Origin of the sequence: uncultured Tateyamaria sp. (assembly GCF_947488715.1) — a bacterium.
Classification (GTDB): domain Bacteria; phylum Pseudomonadota; class Alphaproteobacteria; order Rhodobacterales; family Rhodobacteraceae; genus Tateyamaria.
Map to the genome: position 1 here is coordinate 37921 of NZ_CANLAG010000003.1, position 20380 is coordinate 58300.

Consider the following 20380-nt stretch of genomic DNA (forward strand, 5'->3'; position numbering starts at 1 on the left):
GCCTCTTCTGTTTCTCGAATATTTGTCGTTGCAAGGCTGAGACAAGAAGCCCATTTGGCAATACATTATTGCACAACAGCAAAGATGGAGGCGGCATGCCCGATTGGGAAGGATTGGAAGAATTTTCGATGGTCGCGCAGACCGAAAGCTTTACCGCGGCGGCGCAGCGGCTGAACGTGTCCACGTCGCATGTGTCCCGGCAGGTACAGGCCCTTGAGGACCGGCTGGGCGTCAAGCTGTTGGCCCGCACCACGCGCAAGGTGCGGCTGACGGACCTTGGCGCTGACTACCTTGCCCGCGTCGACGAATTGATGGCGAACCTCGATGCGGTGAACCAATCCATCGCCGGAGACTTTGCCGATCTCAAAGGCCTGTTGCGGGTGTCGGCGGCGGGGCCTTTTGCCGAGACGGTTGTTATGCCCAAGCTGCTGGAATTTGTGTCCCGGAACGAAGGCGTCACGCTGGAGGCGGATTTCAACAATCGCAATGTGGATCTGATCGCCGAAGGCTATGACTTTGCGCTCAGGTACGGGCAACTGACCAACAGTTCGCTGGTCGCGCGCAAGCTGGCCACGCACCGCTTGGCCTGTGTCGCGTCAGAGGCGTATCTGGCGCAACATGGCGTGCCGTCCCACCCCAGTGACCTGCGCCACCATTCCTGTCTGATTTCCAACAACGACACATGGGTTTTCTGTGATCCGGCAAACGGCAAAAACATCCGCGTGAAAGTGAATGGGCGGGTCAGGACCAACAGCATCCCGATCATGCTGGAGGCTGCGGACAAAGGGTTTGGCATTGCCTATTCACCGGTTGAGAACCTCAAACCACTGCTGGATGCGGGGCGCGTGCGTCGCATCCTCGACGGGTTCGAGGATCATTCGAGATCGCATTGGATTGTCTATCCTGATCGCAGGTTGATGCCCCGGCATGTGCGCGCGGCGATCAACTACTTGCTGGACAGCATGGCGGCAAACCGGATGTGAACCGTAGCAGGCGCGCCATTTTCGTGATTTTTTGCCAACTTTTTGAACTTTGAGACGGGGCGCGGTACGGTCCGGTTCAGCGCCTGTTGGCAAAGGGTGAACGGCCGTGCCTGTCGGTGCGCCGTGATCCTGCTGTGGGCGCAAATTATGTCGGGACAAGCGGAGCGCGAAAGAGACCCATGAGCCAAATTGCAGCGATTGAAACGCGTCTGTTCCACGTCCCATTGGCCGAGGTTCTGGTGGATGCCAAACACGGTGATCACCATTTCTTTGAACTGGTGACGGCGACGGTGCACCTGGAGGATGGCAGCACGGGGACGGGGTATACCTATACCGGCGGCAAGGGCGGCCACGCGATCAAGGCCATGATCGAACATGACCTGACGCCGTTTCTGATCGGTCGGGACGCGACGGATGTTGAGGCGCTCTATGACGCGATGCAGTGGCACGTCCACTATGTTGCGCGAGGCGGTATCGCGTCGTTTGCGATTTCGGCGGTGGACATCGCGCTTTGGGATCTGCGCGGCAAGCGCACGGGTCAGCCGCTGTGGCAAATGGCAGGCGGGGCTGGCGCGGCCTGCAAGGCCTATTGTGGCGGGATCGACCTGGGGTTCGAATTGCCCAAGTTGTTGAAATCAATAGAGGGCTATCTGTCGCGCGGGTTCAACGGGGTCAAGATCAAGGTTGGTCGGGACGATGATGTGGCACGTGTTGCGGCGGTGCGTGATCTGATTGGCCCGGACGTCGCGCTGATGGTCGATGCGAATTATTCGATGGGCGTGGAGCAGGCGATTGCCGCCGCGCGCGCCTTTCAGGAACATAACATTCTTTGGTTCGAAGAGCCGATCATTCCGGATCATTACGCGGGCTATGCGCAGATCGTGGACGCCACTGGGTGCCCGCTTGCCATGGGGGAAAACCTGCACACGATCCACGAATTTGAATATGCGTTCGATCAGTCCAAGCTGAGTTTCATCCAGCCCGACGGTTCGAATTGCGGCGGCATCACCGGGTTTCTGCAAGTGGCCGCGTTGTCAGAGCATCATGGGGTGCCGGTGTGCAGTCATGGGATGCAGGAACTGCATGTCAGCCTCGTGTCGGCGCGGCAGAATTCGGGCTGGCTTGAGGTGCATTCATTCCCGATTGACGAATACACCCAGCAGCCGTTGCAGGTGCGCGATCACCTTGCGCAGGCGCCATCCGAGCCGGGGATTGGTGTGGTGTTTGATTGGGACAAGCTGGAGGCGGCAAACCTGCTGACTGGCTGAGGCGCAGAGGGTTGCCGTTTGCGGGCGGCGCCCGGTCCATGTGCCGCGCGCCGCCTATGTGTTTTTGGGCCTTAGCCGATAATGGCGTTCAGTGTTGCCGATGGGCGCATGACGTCGGCCACTTTGGCGGCATCGGTGTGGTAGTAGCCGCCCAGATCGACCGCTTGGCCGCGCACGGCGGCGAGTTCACCGACAATTGCCGTTTCACCGTCTGCCAGTGCCGTGGCAATGGGGGCGAAATGCGCGGCAAGCTCGGCATCGTCCGATTGTGCGGCCAGGGCTTCGGCCCAGTAGCGGGCGAACCAGTAGTGGCTGTCGCGGTTGTCGGGTTGGCCGACTTTGCGGCCCGGGCTGCGTCCGTGGTCGAGGATGCCTTGGGTGGCTTGTTCGACGGCCTGACCCAGCACGCGCGCCTTGGCGTTGCCATTGGCATCCGCGAGGAACATGAAGCTTTCGCCCAGCGCGCAGAACTCGCCCAGTGAGTCCCAGCGGAGGTGGTTTTCCTCCATCAGCTGCTGCACGTGTTTGGGGGCGGAGCCGCCTGCGCCGGTCTCAAAGAGGCCGCCGCCCTGCATCAGCTTGACGATGGACAGCATCTTGGCCGACGTGGCCAGTTCCAGAATGGGGAACAGGTCCGTCAGGTAGTCGCGCAGCACGTTGCCTGTGATCGCGATGGAGTTTTCACCCTTGCGGATGGTCTCGAACGCGGCGCGGGTGGCGGCGCGGGGTGCCATGATGCTGAACTTGTCCGCCACACCCTGTGCTTCGAGGATCGGGGTGACGTATTTGATCAGCTCGGCGTCGTGCGCACGGTCCGCGTCCAGCCAGAAGATTGCCTCGCAGCCTTCGGCCTTTTGGCGCGAGATGGCGAGGTTGACCCAGTCTTCGATCGGGGCCTTGCGCGCGGAGGCGGAGCGCCAGATGTCGCCCGTTTCCACACTGTGCGTGTGCAAAACGGTGCCGTCGTCGAGGATCATGTTGACCGTGCCGTTGGCGGGCATCTCGAACGTTGTTGGGTGCGAGCCGTATTCCTCGGCCTTTTGGGCCATCAGACCGATGTTCTGGACGGTGCCGCAGGTTGCGGGGTCCAGTTTGCCGGTCTCTTTGAAATACTTGATCGTCTCATCGTAGACGGGCGCGTAGGAGTTGTCGGGGATGACGCAGTTGGCGTCGGACTCACTGCCGTCCGGGCCCCAGCCCTTGCCACCGGCGCGGATCAGCGCGGGCATCGAGGCGTCGATGATCACGTCCGAGGGCACGTGCAGGTTGGTGATGCCGCGATCGGAATCGACCATGTACATGGGTGGGCGATCGGCCATCACCTTGTCGATGGCGGCCATGATGTCGGCGTTGTCCTTGACCCGGTCCAGCAGGTCGCCCAGGCCAGAGTTCGGATTGACGTCCAGTGCGGCCAGTTCCGCGCCATGTGCCTCAAAGACCGGTGCGAGGAATGCGCGGACCGCGTGGCCAAAGATGATCGGGTCGGAGACCTTCATCATCGTGGCTTTCATGTGCAACGAGAACAGCGTGCCTTCGGCCTTGGTCTTGGCGATCTCGTCGGCGAGAAACGCGTCCAGTGCCTTGGCGGACATGAAGGTGGCGTCGATCACGGTGCCTGCGGGATAGGCGATGCCGTCCTTTAGGACGGTTTCCGTGCCATCGGCTGCAACATGCACGATCTTGGCTGTCGCATCGCGGGTGATTGTGGCCGACGTCTCGTTGGAGAAGAAGTCACCGCCCGACATCGAGGACACGCGCGTTTTGCTGTCGGCAGTCCACTCACCCATCCGGTGTGGGTTGGCCTGTGCGTAGGCTTTGACGGCCTTGGCCGCGCGCCGGTCAGAGTTGCCCTCGCGCAGAACCGGGTTCACGGCAGACCCCTTGATGGCATCATAGCGGGCGCGCGCGGTCTTTTCGGCGTCCGTTTCGGGTGTCTCGGGATAGTCGGGGATGGCAAAGCCCTGTCCCTGAAGTTCTTTGATCGTGGCCACAAGCTGCGGCACAGAGGCAGAGATGTTTGGCAATTTGACCACATTGGCCTGTGCGGATTTCACCAGTTCACCCAAAAAGGCAAGGTCGTCGCCCTGTTCCTGATCGTCGGACAGGCTTTCGGGAAAGGCGGCCAGGATGCGACCGGCGAGAGAAATGTCACGCTGGCCGACCTTGACGTCGGCGGCGGCGGCAAATCGCTGGATGATGGGCAACAGGGATGCGGACGCCAATTCGGGCGCTTCATCCACTTTGGTGTAGATAATGTCGGGGGTGTTCTGATCGGTCATTGTGCGCGGGCCCTTTGCTGTCGGTTGCGGTATGCCATAGTATGCCAAGCTTGGGTCGTCCAGCGCGCGGGTGAGATATAACGCCGCGCCCCGGCCTGTTCCCGAGCGATTGGGACAGTGTTTATGTCGCGCGCGGCCATTTCGCAAAGGTGCATGAGGACGCGGCGGGTGGCGCCGACCAAAGGTGCAGTGCCGACTTTTCAGCCGCGCAGAAAAAAATCCGACAAAAATAGTCAGAGACCTTGATTTCAGTCGCGAAATGATTTCTGAGTGTTTCAGTAAACAATCAATGCTGGAGTCACCATGACCCGTTCTTCCCATATGCTGCCTATCTCCGTAGCAGCCCTGATGACCGTTCTCGCGCCTGCTGCGTCTGCCGAGGGCGAGCTGAACCTTTATTCGTCACGCCACTATGACACTGACGAACGTCTCTATTCTGATTTCACCGATGCAACCGGCATCGTGATCAACCGCATCGAAGGCAAGGCGGACGAGCTGATTGCCCGGATGCAGGCCGAGGGTGCCAACTCTCCTGCTGACGTATTGCTGACGGTGGACACATCCCGCCTTGAGCGCGCCAAGACTGCTGGCGTCCTGCAATCGGTCGAGAGCGAGACCCTCGAAGCACGTATTCCCGACAGCCTGCAGGATGATGACAACCAGTGGTTCGGGTTCAGCCAGCGTGCGCGCATCATCTTTTACGACAAGGCGGACGTTGAAACACCGCCACAGAGCTATGTTGAGCTGGCCGATCCGGCGTACAAGGGTCTGGTGTGTCACCGTTCGTCGTCGAATGTTTATTCCCAGACGTTGTTGGCCGCAGTGATCCAGAACCACGGGGAAGAGGCGGCGACCGCGTGGGCGCAGGGCGTTGTCGACAACTTTGCCCGCGACCCTCAGGGTGGTGACACGGATCAGTTGCGTGGGCTGGTGTCGGGCGAGTGCGATATCTCGATCTCGAACACCTACTATTTTGCCCGTGCCGTGCGTCGGGATGTCGATGGTCTGTCGGAAGAGCAACGCGCGAACATCGGTTGGGTGTTCCCGGCGCAGAATGCCGAAGGCGCGCACATGAACCTGTCTGGCGGTGGTGTTGCGGCGCATGCGCCCAACAAGGACAACGCGGTCAAGTTCCTCGAATATCTCGCCTCTGATCAGGCGCAGCAATATTTCTCGGCGGGCAATGACGAATATCCGGCTGTGCCGGGCGTCGGGTTGAGCGCCTCCGTGGCGACCTTGGGTCTGTTCCGTCCGGATGCTGTCGACCTGAGTGCCGTGGCCCAGAACGTGCCGACCGCGCAGCGCATTTTCAACCAGGTGGGTTGGAAGTAAGTCCCGTGGGATCCCGGCGCGACGTGTGCCGGGGTCCTGCTTGCCTATCCGCAAGGCAAAGGTGCCGGACCTGAGCATGGTGTCGCTCACGTTTTGGTGCGTGCGGGTTTTCGGGTCTCGAAAACGGGCGGCGGCTGCTATCTTGTTGGTCTGGGCGCGGGTGTTGCGCCCTTTGCATGCCATTTGGATCGGAGTACGCCATGTCGCTTTTACATCCAACACGCCGAACAGTGATTGCGGGCGCCGGTGCGCTTGTCGCGACCACGGGTCTGATGTCGCCAGCCGTGTCACAGGGGTTGTCCCCGACGCAGACCATGCGGGGCGGGTCCAACAACTACCGCCCGGGCGCGCCAATCGTGGAACGGATCGGTGGCGGTGGGTTCTGGATGTCGGGAACCGTGCGCCGCGCCGGAGATGGTGCGCCGCTGGACGGCATTCGCATACAGATTTGGGCGCACACCACCGAAGGTCACGAGCGTGATCCTCAGAGCCATGGGGCGACCTTGACCGACAGTCAGGGCGTTTTCCGTCTGGAGATGCCGCAGATCGTGCCGGCCTTTGGTCAGGCGCACGCGCATTTGGCCTATGATGATCCCGAATTTGCCACCGTCTTTTTGCGCCCGGTCATGGCCAGTTCCAGTGACACCAGCCTGTCGGCGGATTTCGTGCTGCAACCGGCCTGAAGACTGCGGTGCGTTCGTTGGCCAGATCACCGCGTGCGCTGCTTGTCTGGGGCCTTTTGGGGCTGGCGGTGTTGGTGCCTGTCCTTGACGCGGCCAACAGCCCGCAATTGGCGTGGCGACAGCCGGTCTATATTGCGGCGGGTTTTGCCGGAATTGTCGGGATGGCGCTGTTGCTCGTGCAGCCGTTGCTTGTCAGCGGGGTGGTGCAGGGGCAATTGGGGCGCAGGGTGCATCGCGTGCTTGGCGGCGTCATTTGCATCGCCGTTCTGGTTCATATCGGCGCGCTGTGGGTGACCAGCCCGCCGGACGTTGTGGACGCGCTGCTGTTGCGTTCACCGACGCCATTTTCGGTTTGGGGTGTGATCGGAACACTGGCTGTTCTTGCGGCTGCGGCGCTGGTGGTGATCCGGCGGGTGTTTCGCCTGTCATGGCGCGTTTGGGCGGGTCTGCATACATCCGTGGTGGCCGTTGCTGTTGTTGCCAGCGTGGTTCATGCGCTTTTGATCGAAGGTACGATGGGGCTGGTGTCCAAGTGGGCGCTGTGCGGTGCGGCTTTGGTGGCGATGCTTTGGGTGTGTGGGCGCACGTGGCGGCGCGTCTGGCGCATGCGCAAAGGCCTGCCTTAGCTGCACTGCGGCATTGACTGGCGGTATGTGCACCCTATGTGCGATTGATGTCGCACGCCTGTCGCAAGATAGTGCAACATACGACAAGATATTCTCTGTCCAAGGAATTGATGATGCGACTCTCCCTTCGATCTGCCGTTTTGCTGTTTTGGGCCTTGTGCGCGGGACCCACCTTTGCCCAGCAAGGACCGCCCCCCGTCACGGCGGCGAAACCGGTGGTGAAGACAATTGTCGAAGATGATGAATTTGTGGGCCGGTTCGCGGCATCCGCCGAGGTGGACGTCCGGGCGCGCGTATCCGGTTTCCTCGATGAGATACACTTTACCGACGGCAGTCTGGTCGCAAAGGATCAGCTGTTGTTCACCATCGATCAGCGCCAGTTCCGAACCGCACTGCGGCAGGCGCGGGCGCAGATTGATGTGGCCGAGGCGACGTTCACTTTTGCCGAAGAGCAATTGCAGCGCGCCGAGGCGTTGATCGGCAACGGCACCATCCCGCAAAGCGTGGTCGACGAACGGCGCGAGGCGTTCCTGTCGTCGCAGGGCGCGCTTGAGCAGGCCCGCGCGGCGCTGGAGCTGGCCGAGCTGGACCTCGAATACTCTGAAATCCGCGCGCCGATGGCCGGGCGCATTGATCAGGCGCTGATTGATGCAGGCAACCTGGTCAATGCCAACGAGACCTTGCTGACATCCATCGTGGCCACCGACCCGATCCATTTCCTGTTCGACATCGATGAGCGGTATTTCCTGGCCTATGCCCGCGACGCCCGCGCGCGCGGTTCGGTCCTGCAAGAAGGTGCGAGCGGCCTGAACGTCCGTGTGTCGCTGTCGGATGCGCGGATACCGCCGCAAGAGGGTCAGCTTGATTTCTCGGAAAACCGCATCGACGAGGCCACGGGCACGATGCGCGTGCGTGCCGTTTTGCCAAACCCGGACGAAGTGTTCACGCCGGGCCTGTTTGGCCGGGTCAATGTGCCCGGATCGCTGCCCTATGACGGGGTCCTGATCCCGGATGCGGCCATTGTGTCGGACCAGAACCGCCGTTTGGTGATGTCGCTGGATGCCGAAGGCAACGTCATCCCACTGCCCATCCGACCCGGCCCCCGCATCGACGGCTACCGTGTGGTGCGTGACGGGTTGGACGGCAGCGAAACCATCGTGATCGAAGGCCTGATGCGCGCGCGCCCCGGCAGTGTCGTTTCGCCCGATGTGGTGGAACTGCCGCTGGTAGCAGAAAACTGATATGGGCCGCTTTTTCGTACACCGCCCCGTCTTTGCCATCGTCATTTCCGTCATAATGACGATTGTGGGCCTGTTGGCCTATTTCCAGCTGCCTGTTGAACAATATCCCGAAATTGCGCCGCCTTCGATTGTGGTGCGTGCCGCCTATCCGGGCGCGGATGCGGCCACCATTGCCGCCACCGTCGCCACGCCGCTGGAGCAGGAGATCAACGGGATCGAGGACATGCTCTATATGTCGTCCTATTCGACGGCAGACGGGTCCATGTCCCTTACCATTACGTTCGAGTTGGGAACCGATCTGAACGCGGCGCAGGTGCTGGTGCAGAACCGGGTGGCCATCGCAGAGCCGCGCCTGCCCCAAGAGGTACGATCCCTCGGTGTGACCACAACCAAGTCATCGCCCGATCTGATGATGGTTGTGCACATGCTGTCGCCCGACGCCAGTTTCGACCAATTGTACGTGTCCAACTATGCCCGGTCGCGCGTGCGTGACCGCCTCGTGCGGTTGGACGGGGTTGGCGATATGCTGATCTTTGGTGAGCGCGAATTTTCGGCGCGGGTCTGGCTCGACCCGGACAAATTGGGTGCCCTTGCCCTGACGGCGGGTGACGTTGTTGCCGCGCTGCGCGAGCAAAACGTGCAGGTGTCTGGAGGGTCGCTTGGTGCGCCCCCCAACGCCACGGGCGGCGCATTCGAAGTGACGCTGACCACGCAGGGACGTCTGGAAGACCCGCGCGAGTTTGGGCGCGTGATCGTCAAGTCGACCGAAGATGGTCGCGTCGTTCGTGTGCGTGACGTGGCGCGCGTTGAGATTGGCGCGCGGTCCTATGTGAACAACTCGTATTTGAACAACAAACCAGCGGTTGCGCTGGGCATCTTCCAACGTCCGGGGTCGAACGCATTGGCGACGGCGGACGAGATTCTGGCCGTCATGGAAGAGGTGTCAGAGGATTTCCCCGAGGGGCTTGAGTACCAGGTTGTCTACAACCCGACCGAGTTTATCGAGGCGTCTGTGAACGCGGTTTACCAGACCCTGTTTGAGGCGGTGTTGCTGGTTGTGGCAGTCATTCTGGTGTTCCTGCAAAGCTGGCGGACGGCTGTGATCCCGCTCTTGGCGATCCCGGTTTCGTTGATCGGTACGTTCGCGGTGATGTTGGCGCTTGGATATTCGCTGAACCTGCTGACGCTGTTTGGGCTGATCCTCGCGATTGGTATTGTGGTCGATGACGCCATTGTCGTTGTGGAAAACGTAGAGCGGAACATTGCAAATGGCATGACGCCGCGCGATGCGTCGGCCCGGACCATGGACGAGGTGCAAAGCGCCATCATCGGCACCTCGCTGGTTCTGATTGCGGTGTTTGTGCCAGCGGCGCTGGTGCCGGGCATCACCGGGCAGTTTTATCGCCAGTTTGCGGTGACGATTTCCGTGGCCACTGTGATCTCGACCATCAACTCGCTCAGCCTGTCGCCGGCCATGGCCGCCGCGATCCTCAAGCCGCACAGCGACAGCCCGTCGCGCAACCCCATCACCTTGGTGACGGCCCCGCTGGCGGCGGGGTTCAATCGCGGCTTTGACGCGGTGTCGCGCGCATATGGCCGCGTGGTGCAGGTTCTGGTTGGGTCGACACGGATGATCGTTTTGTCCTTGCTCGTCTTTGCCGGGCTGCTGGGGTCGACGTATTGGGTCAACATGCAGGTGCCGACCGGGTTTATTCCAGATGCGGATCAGGGATATGCCATCGTGGTTGTGCAATTGCCGGATGGGGCGTCGTTGGACCGGACGGATGCCATCATCCAGCAAGCCACCGAGATCGCGCTGGACACGCCGGGCGTGACCAATGCGGTTGCCTTTGCCGGGTTCTCGGGGGCGACGTTTACCAATGCGAGCAACCAGGGCGTCATCTTTACCACCTTTGACAGTTTCGAGAACCGGGCGGAGAGCGGTCTGGGGGCACAGGCCATCGTCGGGCAGTTGTTTGGCCGGATGCAAGCCTTGCGCGAGGCGTTCATCATTGCGATTGCGCCGCCCTCTGTGCGCGGTGTTGGCACGGGTGGTGGGTTCAAGCTGCAACTGCGCGAAACGGAAAGCGCGGACATGCTGCGGGTGCTCAATTCCGCCTATGCGGTGATGGGCAGTGCAGGGCAGTCGGACAAGGTGCAGGGTGTGTTCACCACGTTCTCGGCTGGGTCGCCGCAGCTCTATCTCGAAATTGACCGGGTGCGGGCACAGATGCTGAACGTGCCGATTGGCGCCATCTTTGAGGCGTTGTCCATCAACCTTGGGTCGGCCTATGTGAACGACTTCAACGCGTTTGGGCGGTTGTTTCAGGTGCGAGCGCAGGCGGATTCGCAGTTCCGATTGGACGAGGAGGACATCCGCAGCTTGCGCGTTCGGTCCGCTACAGGCTCGCTTGTCCCGTTGGGCACATTGGTCACGGTGCGGGAAACGGCCGGGCCTGCGTTGGTCCAACGCTATAACCAACAGGTGTCGGTGCCAGTTCAGGGTTCGGCAGCACCAGGTGTGTCGACGGGCGACGCGTTGATCGCAATGGAAGAGCTGGCTGATGCGGTGTTGCCGCCGGGGCTGGATTACGAGTGGACCGAACTGGCGTTGCAGGAGCGTGAGCAGGGCGACACGGCAGCCTATATCTTTGCGTTCTCGATACTGTTTGCGTTCCTGTTCCTTGCTGCACTTTACGAAAGCTGGGCATTGCCGGTTGTCATCGTGCTGATTGTGCCGCTGGCCGTTCTGGGCGCGCTGCTGGGGGTGATGTACCGGGGCATGGACAACAACATCCTGACGCAGGTGGGGCTGATCGTCCTTGTCGGTCTTGCGGCCAAGAACGCGATCCTGATCGTGGAATTCGCTAAGCAGGCGCAAGAGGAGCGCGGGCTGTCGCCGGTTGATGCGGCGATTGAGGCCAGTACGCTGCGGTTGCGCCCAATCCTGATGACCGCTTTTGCGTTTATTCTCGGCGTGCTTCCGTTGATGATTGCGACGGGTCCGGGATCGGAGATGCGTCAAGCGCTTGGCACGGCGGTGTTTTTCGGCATGTCGGTGGTGACCCTTTTGGGCCTGTTCCTGACACCCGTCTTTTACGTGGCCATCCGCAGGTTGTTCCCGGTGCGCGCGGACGCGCAGCCGGGTGGGTCGGATGTGGCTGCGGAATAAGCGTCAGGTGATGACGTCAGGTGCATCGTGGCCCGTGTGTGCCGCGATGCCGATCACATCCTGCGCGGCGGCAATGACGTCTGCCAAAGCGGCCTGCGGTTCAAGATCCAGATGCTCGGTGTCGAGACGTTCGAGATAAAGCCGCAGGGTCGCGCCGCTGGTGCCTGTCCCGGACAAGCGCACCACAAACCGTGCGCCCCCCTCGAACACGACGCGCACGCCCTGTTGTTCCGACCGGCTGCCGTCGACGGGATCGAGGTAGGCGTAGTCGTCTGCGGTTTCGACAACAAAGGGCCCGATGCTCTGCCCCGGCAAACCAGCGAGCTTGCCGCGCAGGGACGACATCAACGCATCGGCTTTTTCGGTCTCGATGGCTTCGAAATCGTGGCGCGAGTAGTAGTTGCGCCCAAACCGGGACCAGTGATCCTGCATCAGTTCAGGCACGGATTTGCCGGTGGCCGCCATGATGTTCAGCCACATCAACACGGCCCAGACACCGTCCTTTTCGCGCACATGGTCTGACCCGGTGCCAAAGCTTTCTTCGCCGCAGAGCGAGACGCGACCGTCGTCCATCAGGTTGCCAAAGAACTTCCAGCCCGTAGGTGTTTCGTAGCAGTCGATGCCCAGCGCCTCGGCCACGCGGTCAACGGCGGCGGACGTGGGCATCGAACGGGCGACGCCTTTCAGCCCGTCCTTGTAGCCGGGTGCCAGATGCGCGTTGGCTGCAATCACGGCGAGGCTGTCGGAGGGGCTGACATAGCAGTTGGGGCCGACGATCATGTTGCGGTCGCCGTCACCGTCAGACGCCGCGCCGAAACCGGGCGCGTTTGGTCCCATCATCTCGTCCATCAGTTCATGCGCCCAGGTTGGGTTGGGGTCCGGGTGCATCCCGCCAAAGTCGGGCAGCGGCGTGCCATGGGTGACTGTGCCAGACGGCGCGCCAAGTGCGTCCTGCAAAATGGCGCGGGCATATGGGCCCGTGATGGCGCACATGGCGTCAAAGCGCACGGCCAAGCCGCCCGCGATCATCCGCCCGATGGCGTCAAAGTCGAAGAGGTCGCGCATCAGGTCCACATAGGCCGCGACGGGGTCGACGATTTCGACCTCCATCTCACCCAGGCGCGTGGTGCCAATCTGACTGAGATCCACCGGCGCTGCATCGAGGATGTGGTAGGCATCCAGCGTCTTGGTCCGCGCAAAGATGGCGTTTGTCACGCCTTCGGGGGCGGGGCCACCGTTCGGCATGTTGAATTTAATCCCGAAATCTTCGTCTTCGCCACCGGGATTGTGGCTGGCCGAGAGAATGATGCCACCATCGGTTTTGCGGGTGCGGATCAGGTTGGACGCGGCCGGTGTCGACAGCAGGGCATTTTGACCGACAATGGCGCGGCTGGCACCGTTGGCAGCGGCCATGGCGAGGATGGTTTGCGTTGCCGTGTCGTTGTGAAACCGGCCGTCGCCGCCGACCACCAGCACCTTGCCTTCTACGCCGCCCACACCGTCAAACATGGCCTGCACAAAGTTCTCGAGGTAATGCGCGCCCATGAACACGCGCGTCTTTTTGCGCAATCCAGACGTGCCCGGCTTTTGCCCATCAATTGGCGTCGTAGTGATCGTCTTGGCAGTCATGGAAAATCCTCTTGGGTAATGGGGGTCAGCGTGAAAACACAAACGGATGCTGCCGCCACGGGCACATCGCGTCCAAAAATACAGATCGGCCCATCCGCGGGGGTCGCAGTGTCCAGCGTCTTTTCCCAGGTCCGGTCGGGTGCGCAGGGCGGCAGCTGTGCCTCCATCGCGGGGCCGGTGTTGAAGACGAGGAAAATAACGTCATCCGACGCCGCGTAGGGCGGTGTCGTGGACGAGGTTCGCAATTCGACGCAGATGGCCTTGGTATTGGGGTCTTCCCATTCCTCGCGGGTGGGGGGCTGGCCGTTGGGCAAGCGCCAGAACACATCGGGTTTGCCATCCTTGCTGCGGGGGCGCGAGTGGAGGAACCGCGTTTGCCGCAGCACCTTGTTGTCGCGCCGCAGCCGGGTCAGCCGCCGGACAAAATCGAGCAGTTCGTCGTCGGTGTCGGCCCAGTTCACCCACCCTAGCGGGTTGTCCTGACCAAAGGTGTTGTTGTTGCCCGACTGGGTGTTGCCGATTTCGTCCCCCGACAGCAGGAATGGCGTGCCCTGGGACAGAAAGGACGTGGCGAGGAAGTTGCGTTGGCGTTGCGCGCGGGCGACGGCGATGTCTGCATCATCGGTTGGACCTTCGACGCCCATGTTGTCGGAATGGTTGCTGTTTGTGCCGTCGCGGTTGTTCTCGCCATTGGCGGTGTTGTGTTTCTGGTCATAGCTGACCAGGTCGCGCAGGGTCATGCCGTCATGGCAGGTGACAAAATTGATCGATGACGTGGCCGCACGGCCCGAATGGTCGAAGGTGTCGGCACTGCCCAGGAGGCAGCGGCCCAGCTTGCCAGTCATTCCGGCATCCCCGCGCCAGAATTTGCGGATGCCGTCGCGAAAGCGGTCGTTGAATTCGAGGAACGGGTGTGGCCAGTTGCCCAGTTGGTAGCCCCCCGGCCCAAGGTCCCAGGGTTCGGCGATCAGTTTGACCCGGTTCAGGACAGGGTCCTGCCCCAGCGCATCGAGGAATCCACCGTTGCGGTTGAACCCTTCGATTTCGCGCCCCAGCACGGTGGCGAGGTCAAAACGGAACCCGTCCACGTGCATCACTTCGACCCAATAGCGCAGGCTGTCCATGATCATGCGCAGCACCATGGGGTGACGCACGTTCAGCGTGTTGCCGGTGCCGGTGTCATTCACATAGTGGCGCCCCCCATCGAGGAGCCGGTAGTAGGACAGGTTATCAAGGCCACGGAACGACAGGGTTGGGCCCAGGTGATTGCCCTCGCCCGAGTGGTTGTAGACGACGTCGAGGATCACCTCGATCCCGGCGGCGTGGAACCGCCGTACCATCGTTTGAAATTCCCAGATCCCGGCGGCGTCCATGTACCGGGGTTCGGGCGCGAAAAAGCCGATGGATTGGTAGCCCCAGTAGTTGCTGAGGTTGGCGTCGACCAGGAATTTGTCGTCGAGAAAGGCATGGACCGGCATCAATTGGACCGTGGTCACGCCCAGCTTGGTTAGGTGTTCCAGCACCGGTTCGCTTGCCATACCCAGGAACCGCCCGCGTTCGTTGCGGCGCAGGCCGGGAAACTCGGCGGTCATGCCCTTTATGTGCGCCTCATAGATCAGCGTTTCGGACATGCTGATTTCGGGGGGGCTGTCGTTGCCCCATTGAAAGCTGGGGTCCACCACCACCGATCGCGGCACGTAACGCGCGCTGTCGCGCCGATCAAAGCTGAGGTCGGCGGTCTTGGCGCCGATGGTGTAGCCCATCACCGCGTCATTCCAGGCGAGATCGCCTGTGAGACGCTTTGCATAAGGGTCCAGCAGCAGTTTGTTCGGGTTGAACCGGTGTCCGTTCTCCGGGTCGTATGGCCCATGCACGCGGTAGCCATATGCGGTGCCCGGCGTCAGCCCGGCGATGTGGATGTGCCAGACATCCCCGTCGCGTTCCATCAGCGGGATGCGCGCAATCTCGATCCAGCCATCGGAATCAAAGAGGCACAGCTCCACCTGTTCCGCATGTTCAGAGAAGACGGCGAAATTGACGCCTTCGCCGTCGAACGTCGCGCCTATGGGCGAGGGACGTCCGGCAGACATGGAATGGTTTTTCAACGTCTTGGGCAGGTTATGTTGCGCGGCGACATTCATCGGTCAGGTTCTCATAGAGGGCGGCATAGGCCGCGGACGAGGCCTCCCACCCCAATGCCTGCTTCATTCCGCGTTTTTGCATGCGGGTCCACCCTGATTTGTGCGAAAACTGTGCAATCACGTCGCGCAAGCAGTGCGCCAGTGCCATTTCGTCCACGGGGTGAAACTGAAACCCGGTGGCGACACCACTGGAACGGGCCATGACGTTGGCGTGGATCACGCTGTCGGCCAATCCGCCGGTTGCGGCGACAACCGGCACAGTGCCGTAGCGCAGGCCGTAGAGTTGCGTCAGGCCGCAAGGTTCAAAGCGCGAAGGCACAAGCACCACGTCACCGCCGCCAAACATGCGATGTGACAGTGCCTCGTCATAGCCGATCCGCAGGCCGACCTTGCCGGGATGGTTGCGCGCCAGCAGCCGCATCTGATCTTCGATCTGGGGGTCGCCGCTGCCCAGAATGGCAAGTGCGCCACCGGCCTCAACGAATTGAGCGGCGGTCGCCGCGACCAGGTCCATACCCTTTTGCGCGGTGAGGCGGCTGACGATAATGGCGAGCGGGCCATTGACGGCAGAGAGGCCAAATTCGGCAATCAGCGCCTTGCGATTGGCCGACTTGCCTTTGAGAGAGGCGGCGGAATAGGGCGTGATCAGGGGATCTTGCGCGGGGTCCCAGACCTCCATGTCGATGCCATTCAGAATACCAGACAGCCGGTCGGACCGCGCAGCCATGACCCCTTCGAGGCCCATGCCGAAATCGGAACGCATGAGTTCGGCGGCATAGGTTGGGCTGACGGTTGTGATGGCCCCGGCGTCGACCAGACCGGCCTTGAGCGTGCTGATCTGCCCCCAGTATTCCAGCCCTTCGGCGGTGTATTCGGACAGGGGCAGATCCATAGTGCCCAGCATCGCGGCGGGTGCGAGCCCTTGAAAGGCGATGTTGTGCACCGTCATCACTGTCGCCACGTCGTGCACGCCCGCAATCTTGAGATAGGTGGGCGTCAGTCCGGCCTGCCAATCATGTGCATGCACAACCTGTGGACGCCATCCATCCGTCAGACCGTGCTCCGCGATCTGTGCGGCGGCGAAAGACAACGCGGCAAAGCGCACGGGGTTGTCGCTGAAGTCCGTTGGGTTTCCGTAAGGCCCGCCAGGTCGGTCAAACAGATGCGGCGCGTCCAACAGCAGAACATCAATGCCACCCGTCGTTCCGGCCAGCACCCGCGCCGGCCCGCCCATCAGCGCCTTAAAGGTAAAGACGACCGTACGGGCATCTACCTTTTTGATAAGGCCGGGGTAGGCGGGCAACAGGGTGCGCATATGCCACCCGTGCCCCGACAGGGCGCCGGGCAAGGCGCCCGCAACGTCTGCCAGTCCGCCGGTCTTGATCAGCGGCACGCATTCTGATGTCACGGACAGGACGTGGCGCATCGGTCAGTCCAGTGCGGCGGCGCGCGCGGCGAGCATTGCAGGCGTGATCAACACCACACCGTCATCGGTGCGGCGGAACCACTTGGCGTCTTCGGCGGCGTCCTCGCCAACAACAAGACCGGGCGGGATCACACAACCACGGTCGACGACACATTTGCTCAGGCGGGCCTCGCGGCCAACCTCGACGTAAGGAAGGGCCACGACCTGGTGCATCGAGGAAAACGAGTGGCTGCGCACGCCGGTGAACAAGAGCGATTCACTGATTTCGGAGCCGGAGATGATACATCCCCCCGACACCATAGATGATACCGCCATGCCGCGCCTTTTCTCTTCGTCGTGGACGAATTTGGCGGGTGGCACGCTTTCGGCATATGTCCAGATCGGCCAGCTGTTGTCATAGAGATCCAGAGGCGGGGTGAATTTGGTCAGGTCGATATTGGCGCGCCAGAACGCATCCACCGTACCAACGTCACGCCAATAGGGTTCGGTTTCGAGGCCCGACTGCACACAGCTGTCTTCGAAGCGATGCGCCACCGCTTTGCCGTTTTTGACGATCTCGGGGATGATGTCGTTGCCGAAGTCGTGGCTGGAGTTCGGATCAGCCATGTCCTTGAGCAGCAGATCGCGCAGGAACTCCCAACGGAAGACGTAGATGCCCATCGATGCAAGGGCGTGGTCTTCGTCGCCGGGGATACAGGGGGGATCGGCGGGCTTTTCCAGGAAATCGGTGATCCGGTCCTTGGTGTCACAGTGCATGACGCCAAAGGCTGTGGCTTCCATGCGTGGGACGGTCAGGCACCCGATGGTCACGTCAGCACCTTCGTTGAGGTGCTGTTGCAACATGATTTCATAGTCCATCTTGTAGATGTGGTCGCCTGCCAGGATGACAATGAAATCAACGCCGTAACTGTCAACGATGTCGATATTCTGGGCGACGGCGTCGGCTGTGCCGAGATACCATTTTTCGTCGTTCATACGTTGCGACGCGGGCAGGATGTCGAGGTATTCGTTCCGTTCAGCGCGCAGGAAACCCCAGCCGCGTTGGCAGTGACGGATCAGGCTGTGTGCCTTGTATTGGGTTGCGATGGCCATTTTCCGGATGCCGGAATTGAGCGCGTTCGAGAGGGCGAAATCGACAATCCGTGTCTTGCCGCCAAAGTAGACGGCGGGTTTGGCGCGGTTGTCGGTCAGCTCCTTGAGCCTGCTGCCGCGTCCACCGGCCAGCACAAAGGCCATGGCCCGGTTTGACAGCCTGTGATTAGGTGTCGGTTTCATGTGTCGTCCTCCCCTTCGATCAGTATCACCGCCGACAGCGGCGGCAGTGTGACCCGCGCAGATTGGGCCTGGCCCATCCACTCGGTGTCGTCGGTGCGCACGCCTCCCAGATTGCCACGCCCCCCGCCGCCATATTCGGTTGCATCTGTGTTCAACGCTTCGCGCCAGTATCCGGTTCCGGGCAATCCGATGCGGTGGTCTGTGCGTTCGACCGGCGTCATGTTCAGCGCGACCACCACACGTGGTTCGTCGGGATCGCCGTTGCGTTGGTAAACGTAGACCGAATGTTCGGTATCGCCGCCGTCGAGCCAGGCAAAGCCGCCCGGTCGGACGTCATTGCGGTGCAATGCCGGTGTGGTCCGGTACAGCTGGTTCAGGTCGCGGACGAGCCGCTGGACACCCGCATGGTCCGGATCATCGAGCAGATGCCAATCGAGGCTTTGATTGTGGTTCCATTCGGCGGCTTGCGCAAATTCCTGTCCCATGAACAGCAGTTTCTTGCCGGGGTGGGACCACATAAAGCCGTAGTAGGCCCGCAGGTTGGCGAACTTTTCCCATGTGTTGCCGGGCATCTTGGACAGCATCGACCCCTTGCCGTGGACGACCTCGTCGTGGCTGATCGGCAGGACAAAATTCTCGGAAAAGGCATAGTGGATGCCAAAGGTCATCAGGTGATGGTGGTGTTTGCGGTTGATCGGGTCCTCTTGCATGTACCGCAAGGTGTCGTTCATCCAGCCCATGTTCCATTTGAACCCAAACCCGAGACCGCCGAGGTACACGGGCCGTGACACACCGGGAAAGGCAGTGCTTTCTTCGGCGACGGTCATGATGTCGGGCAGTTCGCCATAGACGAAACTGTTGGTGTCGCGCAGAAATGCGATGTTTTCGTAGTTCTCGCGCCCGCCGTCTGCATTCGGCACCCATTCGCCATCCGCGCGGGAATAGTCGCGATAGAGCATCGACGCGACGGCATCGACGCGCAAACCGTCCAGATGGTATTCCTCGAGCCAATAGAGTGCGTTCGAGCGCATCCAGTTGACGACCTCGCGTCGCCCGAAGTTGTAGATCGCGGTGTTCCAGTCCTGGTGAAACCCTTCGCGCGGGTCTGCGTGATCGTAGAGATGTGTGCCGTCGAACTGCGCCAAACCGTGTTCGTCGAGGGGAAAGTGCGCCGGCACCCAATCCAACAGGACGCCCAGGCCCTTGTTGTGGGCCGCCGTGACCAGCGCGCGAAATTCGTCCGGCGTGCCGTGGCGGATAGTTGGGGCGTACATGCCGATGGGCTGATAGCCCCAGGACCCGTCAAAGGGGTGTTCGGTGATGGGCATCAGCTCGATGTGCGTAAAGCCCATGTCGGCCACATAGTCGACGAGGTCCGTGGCCAGTTCGGTATAGGACAGGGGCCGATTGCCCGGCGCGCGTTTCCAACTGGCGAGGTTGACCTCGTAGATGCTGATGGCGGTGTCGATGTCGTGACGGTTGGACCGGTCCGCCATCCAGCGTGCGTCGTCCCATGTGTGGCCGGAGAGATCGCGCACAACCGACCCGGTGCGGGGCGGGTGCTCTGATCCAAACCCGACCGGGTCCGCCTTGAGCGGCAGCGCCTGACCATCGGGGCCATGGATCGCATATTTGTAAACATCGCCCACCTGAAGGCCGGGGACAAAGATCTCCCATATCCCCGACTGGCCGAGACGCCGCATCCCGTGGCGCCGGGCATCCCAGACGTTGAAGTCACCGACCAGCGCGACGCGTGCGGCATTGGGGGCCCAAACGGCAAAATGCACGCCGTCCACGCCTTCGTGGGTGATGACGTGCGCGCCCAAAGCCGACCACAAACGGTGCATGGACCCCTCGCCGAGGTAGTAGATGTCGTCATCCGACAGCACCTGGCCAAAGCGGTATGGGTCCTCGAATGTCCAGGTTGTTTCCCCGTTGCGGGCGGTGACGCGGTAGGGTTGCGCCTTGCGCAGCATGGTCGAAAACAGTCCGGGCGCTTCTGCCACAGGCACCATCGGAGTGCGCGACGATTTGCCGGTGATGCAGGTCACCTCGTCCGCGCCGGGTACAAATACGTTCAGGGCAAAGCCGTCGGGATGTTCGCGCAGACCCAAATACTGAAACGGCTCTGCCAACTGCCCGGCCACCAGCGCGGACATAACGTCAGCAGGTGGGGCCGCGCGCAGTGCATCTTGGGACGTTTTGCTTCTTGGCATTACAACTTTTTATCTTTCTCACTTTCGGTCACGGCCCATGCTGGGGGCCGCAAACCTTTCAATACCTGATAGCCTAGCGCAGTTTTCACCGGGCGTCGTACTTTCTTTG

13 protein-coding genes are annotated in these 20380 nt (G+C 61.5%); 7 read left to right on the forward strand and 6 right to left on the reverse strand.

From position 1 onward, the window contains the following. Positions 1 to 95 precede the first annotated feature (95 nt). Together Q0936_RS08100 and Q0936_RS08105 are read left to right on the forward strand one after the other, a co-directional pair. On the forward strand, positions 96 to 983 hold the full coding sequence (locus Q0936_RS08100; RefSeq protein ID WP_299297036.1) for a LysR family transcriptional regulator: 888 nt from the start codon (positions 96 to 98) through the stop codon (positions 981 to 983). 179 nt (positions 984 to 1162) lie between these two features. Next, positions 1163 to 2251: a mandelate racemase/muconate lactonizing enzyme family protein gene (locus Q0936_RS08105; protein WP_299297034.1), complete on the forward strand. Its 1089-nt coding sequence runs from the start codon at positions 1163 to 1165 to the stop codon at positions 2249 to 2251. Positions 2252 to 2322: 71 nt separating this feature from the next. Here the strand turns inward: Q0936_RS08105 and Q0936_RS08110 are convergent, their stop codons facing one another. Beyond that, positions 2323 to 4530, reverse strand: coding sequence for an NADP-dependent isocitrate dehydrogenase (locus Q0936_RS08110; protein WP_299142141.1), 2208 nt, complete (start codon positions 4528 to 4530; stop codon positions 2323 to 2325). 303 nt (positions 4531 to 4833) lie between these two features. Between Q0936_RS08110 and Q0936_RS08115 the strand changes: the two genes are divergently transcribed. The 5 genes from Q0936_RS08115 (at position 4834) to Q0936_RS08135 (ending at position 11584) form a co-directional block, all read left to right on the forward strand. Further along, entirely contained in the window at positions 4834 to 5862 is a 1029-nt protein-coding gene (locus Q0936_RS08115) for an extracellular solute-binding protein (protein WP_299142136.1), read from the forward strand. A gap of 200 nt (positions 5863 to 6062) precedes the next feature. After that, complete coding sequence (locus Q0936_RS08120) at positions 6063 to 6545, forward strand: twin-arginine translocation pathway signal (RefSeq protein ID WP_299297032.1); 483 nt, start codon at positions 6063 to 6065, stop codon at positions 6543 to 6545. Between the two features lie 17 nt (positions 6546 to 6562). Next, positions 6563 to 7171 (forward strand): ferric reductase, encoded by a 609-nt coding sequence (locus tag Q0936_RS08125; RefSeq protein WP_299297030.1) that lies wholly within the window; start codon positions 6563 to 6565, stop codon positions 7169 to 7171. A 113-nt stretch (positions 7172 to 7284) separates the two neighbouring features. After that, positions 7285 to 8412: an efflux RND transporter periplasmic adaptor subunit gene (locus Q0936_RS08130; RefSeq protein ID WP_299297027.1), complete on the forward strand. Its 1128-nt coding sequence runs from the start codon at positions 7285 to 7287 to the stop codon at positions 8410 to 8412. Position 8413: 1 nt separating this feature from the next. After that, positions 8414 to 11584, forward strand: coding sequence for a multidrug efflux RND transporter permease subunit (locus Q0936_RS08135; RefSeq protein ID WP_299297024.1), 3171 nt, complete (start codon positions 8414 to 8416; stop codon positions 11582 to 11584). Positions 11585 to 11587: 3 nt separating this feature from the next. On the opposite strand, the gene Q0936_RS08140 is transcribed toward Q0936_RS08135, so the two are convergent. From Q0936_RS08140 to glgB, 5 genes are read right to left on the reverse strand one after another with little or no spacing between them, the layout of a single operon-like run. Beyond that, positions 11588 to 13213, reverse strand: a complete 1626-nt coding sequence (locus tag Q0936_RS08140) for an alpha-D-glucose phosphate-specific phosphoglucomutase (protein ID WP_299297022.1) — start codon at positions 13211 to 13213, stop codon at positions 11588 to 11590. Continuing rightward, entirely contained in the window at positions 13210 to 15303 is a 2094-nt protein-coding gene (glgX, locus tag Q0936_RS08145) for a glycogen debranching protein GlgX (RefSeq protein WP_299297020.1), read from the reverse strand. The genes Q0936_RS08140 and glgX overlap by 4 nt, the downstream gene beginning before the upstream one ends. A gap of 28 nt (positions 15304 to 15331) precedes the next feature. Further along, entirely contained in the window at positions 15332 to 16780 is a 1449-nt protein-coding gene (gene glgA / locus Q0936_RS08150) for a glycogen synthase GlgA (protein ID WP_299297018.1), read from the reverse strand. A 3-nt stretch (positions 16781 to 16783) separates the two neighbouring features. After that, positions 16784 to 18055 (reverse strand): glucose-1-phosphate adenylyltransferase, encoded by a 1272-nt coding sequence (glgC, locus tag Q0936_RS08155; protein ID WP_299297016.1) that lies wholly within the window; start codon positions 18053 to 18055, stop codon positions 16784 to 16786. Next, positions 18052 to 20271, reverse strand: a complete 2220-nt coding sequence (gene glgB / locus Q0936_RS08160) for a 1,4-alpha-glucan branching protein GlgB (protein ID WP_299297014.1) — start codon at positions 20269 to 20271, stop codon at positions 18052 to 18054. Before glgB ends, glgC begins: the two co-directional genes overlap by 4 nt. Between the last annotated feature and the right edge of the window lie 109 nt (positions 20272 to 20380).

What these genes read in the sequence shown, in the direction of transcription:
- Q0936_RS08140 (WP_299297022.1), bottom strand. Translation starts at nt 13,213, where the DNA reads ATGACTGCCAAGACGATCACTACGACGCCAATTGATGGGCAAAAGCCG.
- glgB (WP_299297014.1), bottom strand. Translation starts at nt 20,271, where the DNA reads ATGCCAAGAAGCAAAACGTCCCAAGATGCACTGCGCGCGGCCCCACCT.
- Q0936_RS08135 (WP_299297024.1), top strand. Translation starts at nt 8,414, where the DNA reads ATGGGCCGCTTTTTCGTACACCGCCCCGTCTTTGCCATCGTCATTTCC.
- Q0936_RS08100 (WP_299297036.1), top strand. Translation starts at nt 96, where the DNA reads ATGCCCGATTGGGAAGGATTGGAAGAATTTTCGATGGTCGCGCAGACC.
- Q0936_RS08120 (WP_299297032.1), top strand. Translation starts at nt 6,063, where the DNA reads ATGTCGCTTTTACATCCAACACGCCGAACAGTGATTGCGGGCGCCGGT.
- glgX (WP_299297020.1), bottom strand. Translation starts at nt 15,303, where the DNA reads ATGTCTGCCGGACGTCCCTCGCCCATAGGCGCGACGTTCGACGGCGAA.
- glgC (WP_299297016.1), bottom strand. Translation starts at nt 18,055, where the DNA reads ATGAAACCGACACCTAATCACAGGCTGTCAAACCGGGCCATGGCCTTT.
- Q0936_RS08115 (WP_299142136.1), top strand. Translation starts at nt 4,834, where the DNA reads ATGACCCGTTCTTCCCATATGCTGCCTATCTCCGTAGCAGCCCTGATG.
- Q0936_RS08130 (WP_299297027.1), top strand. Translation starts at nt 7,285, where the DNA reads ATGCGACTCTCCCTTCGATCTGCCGTTTTGCTGTTTTGGGCCTTGTGC.
- Q0936_RS08110 (WP_299142141.1), bottom strand. Translation starts at nt 4,530, where the DNA reads ATGACCGATCAGAACACCCCCGACATTATCTACACCAAAGTGGATGAA.
- glgA (WP_299297018.1), bottom strand. Translation starts at nt 16,780, where the DNA reads ATGCGCCACGTCCTGTCCGTGACATCAGAATGCGTGCCGCTGATCAAG.
- Q0936_RS08105 (WP_299297034.1), top strand. Translation starts at nt 1,163, where the DNA reads ATGAGCCAAATTGCAGCGATTGAAACGCGTCTGTTCCACGTCCCATTG.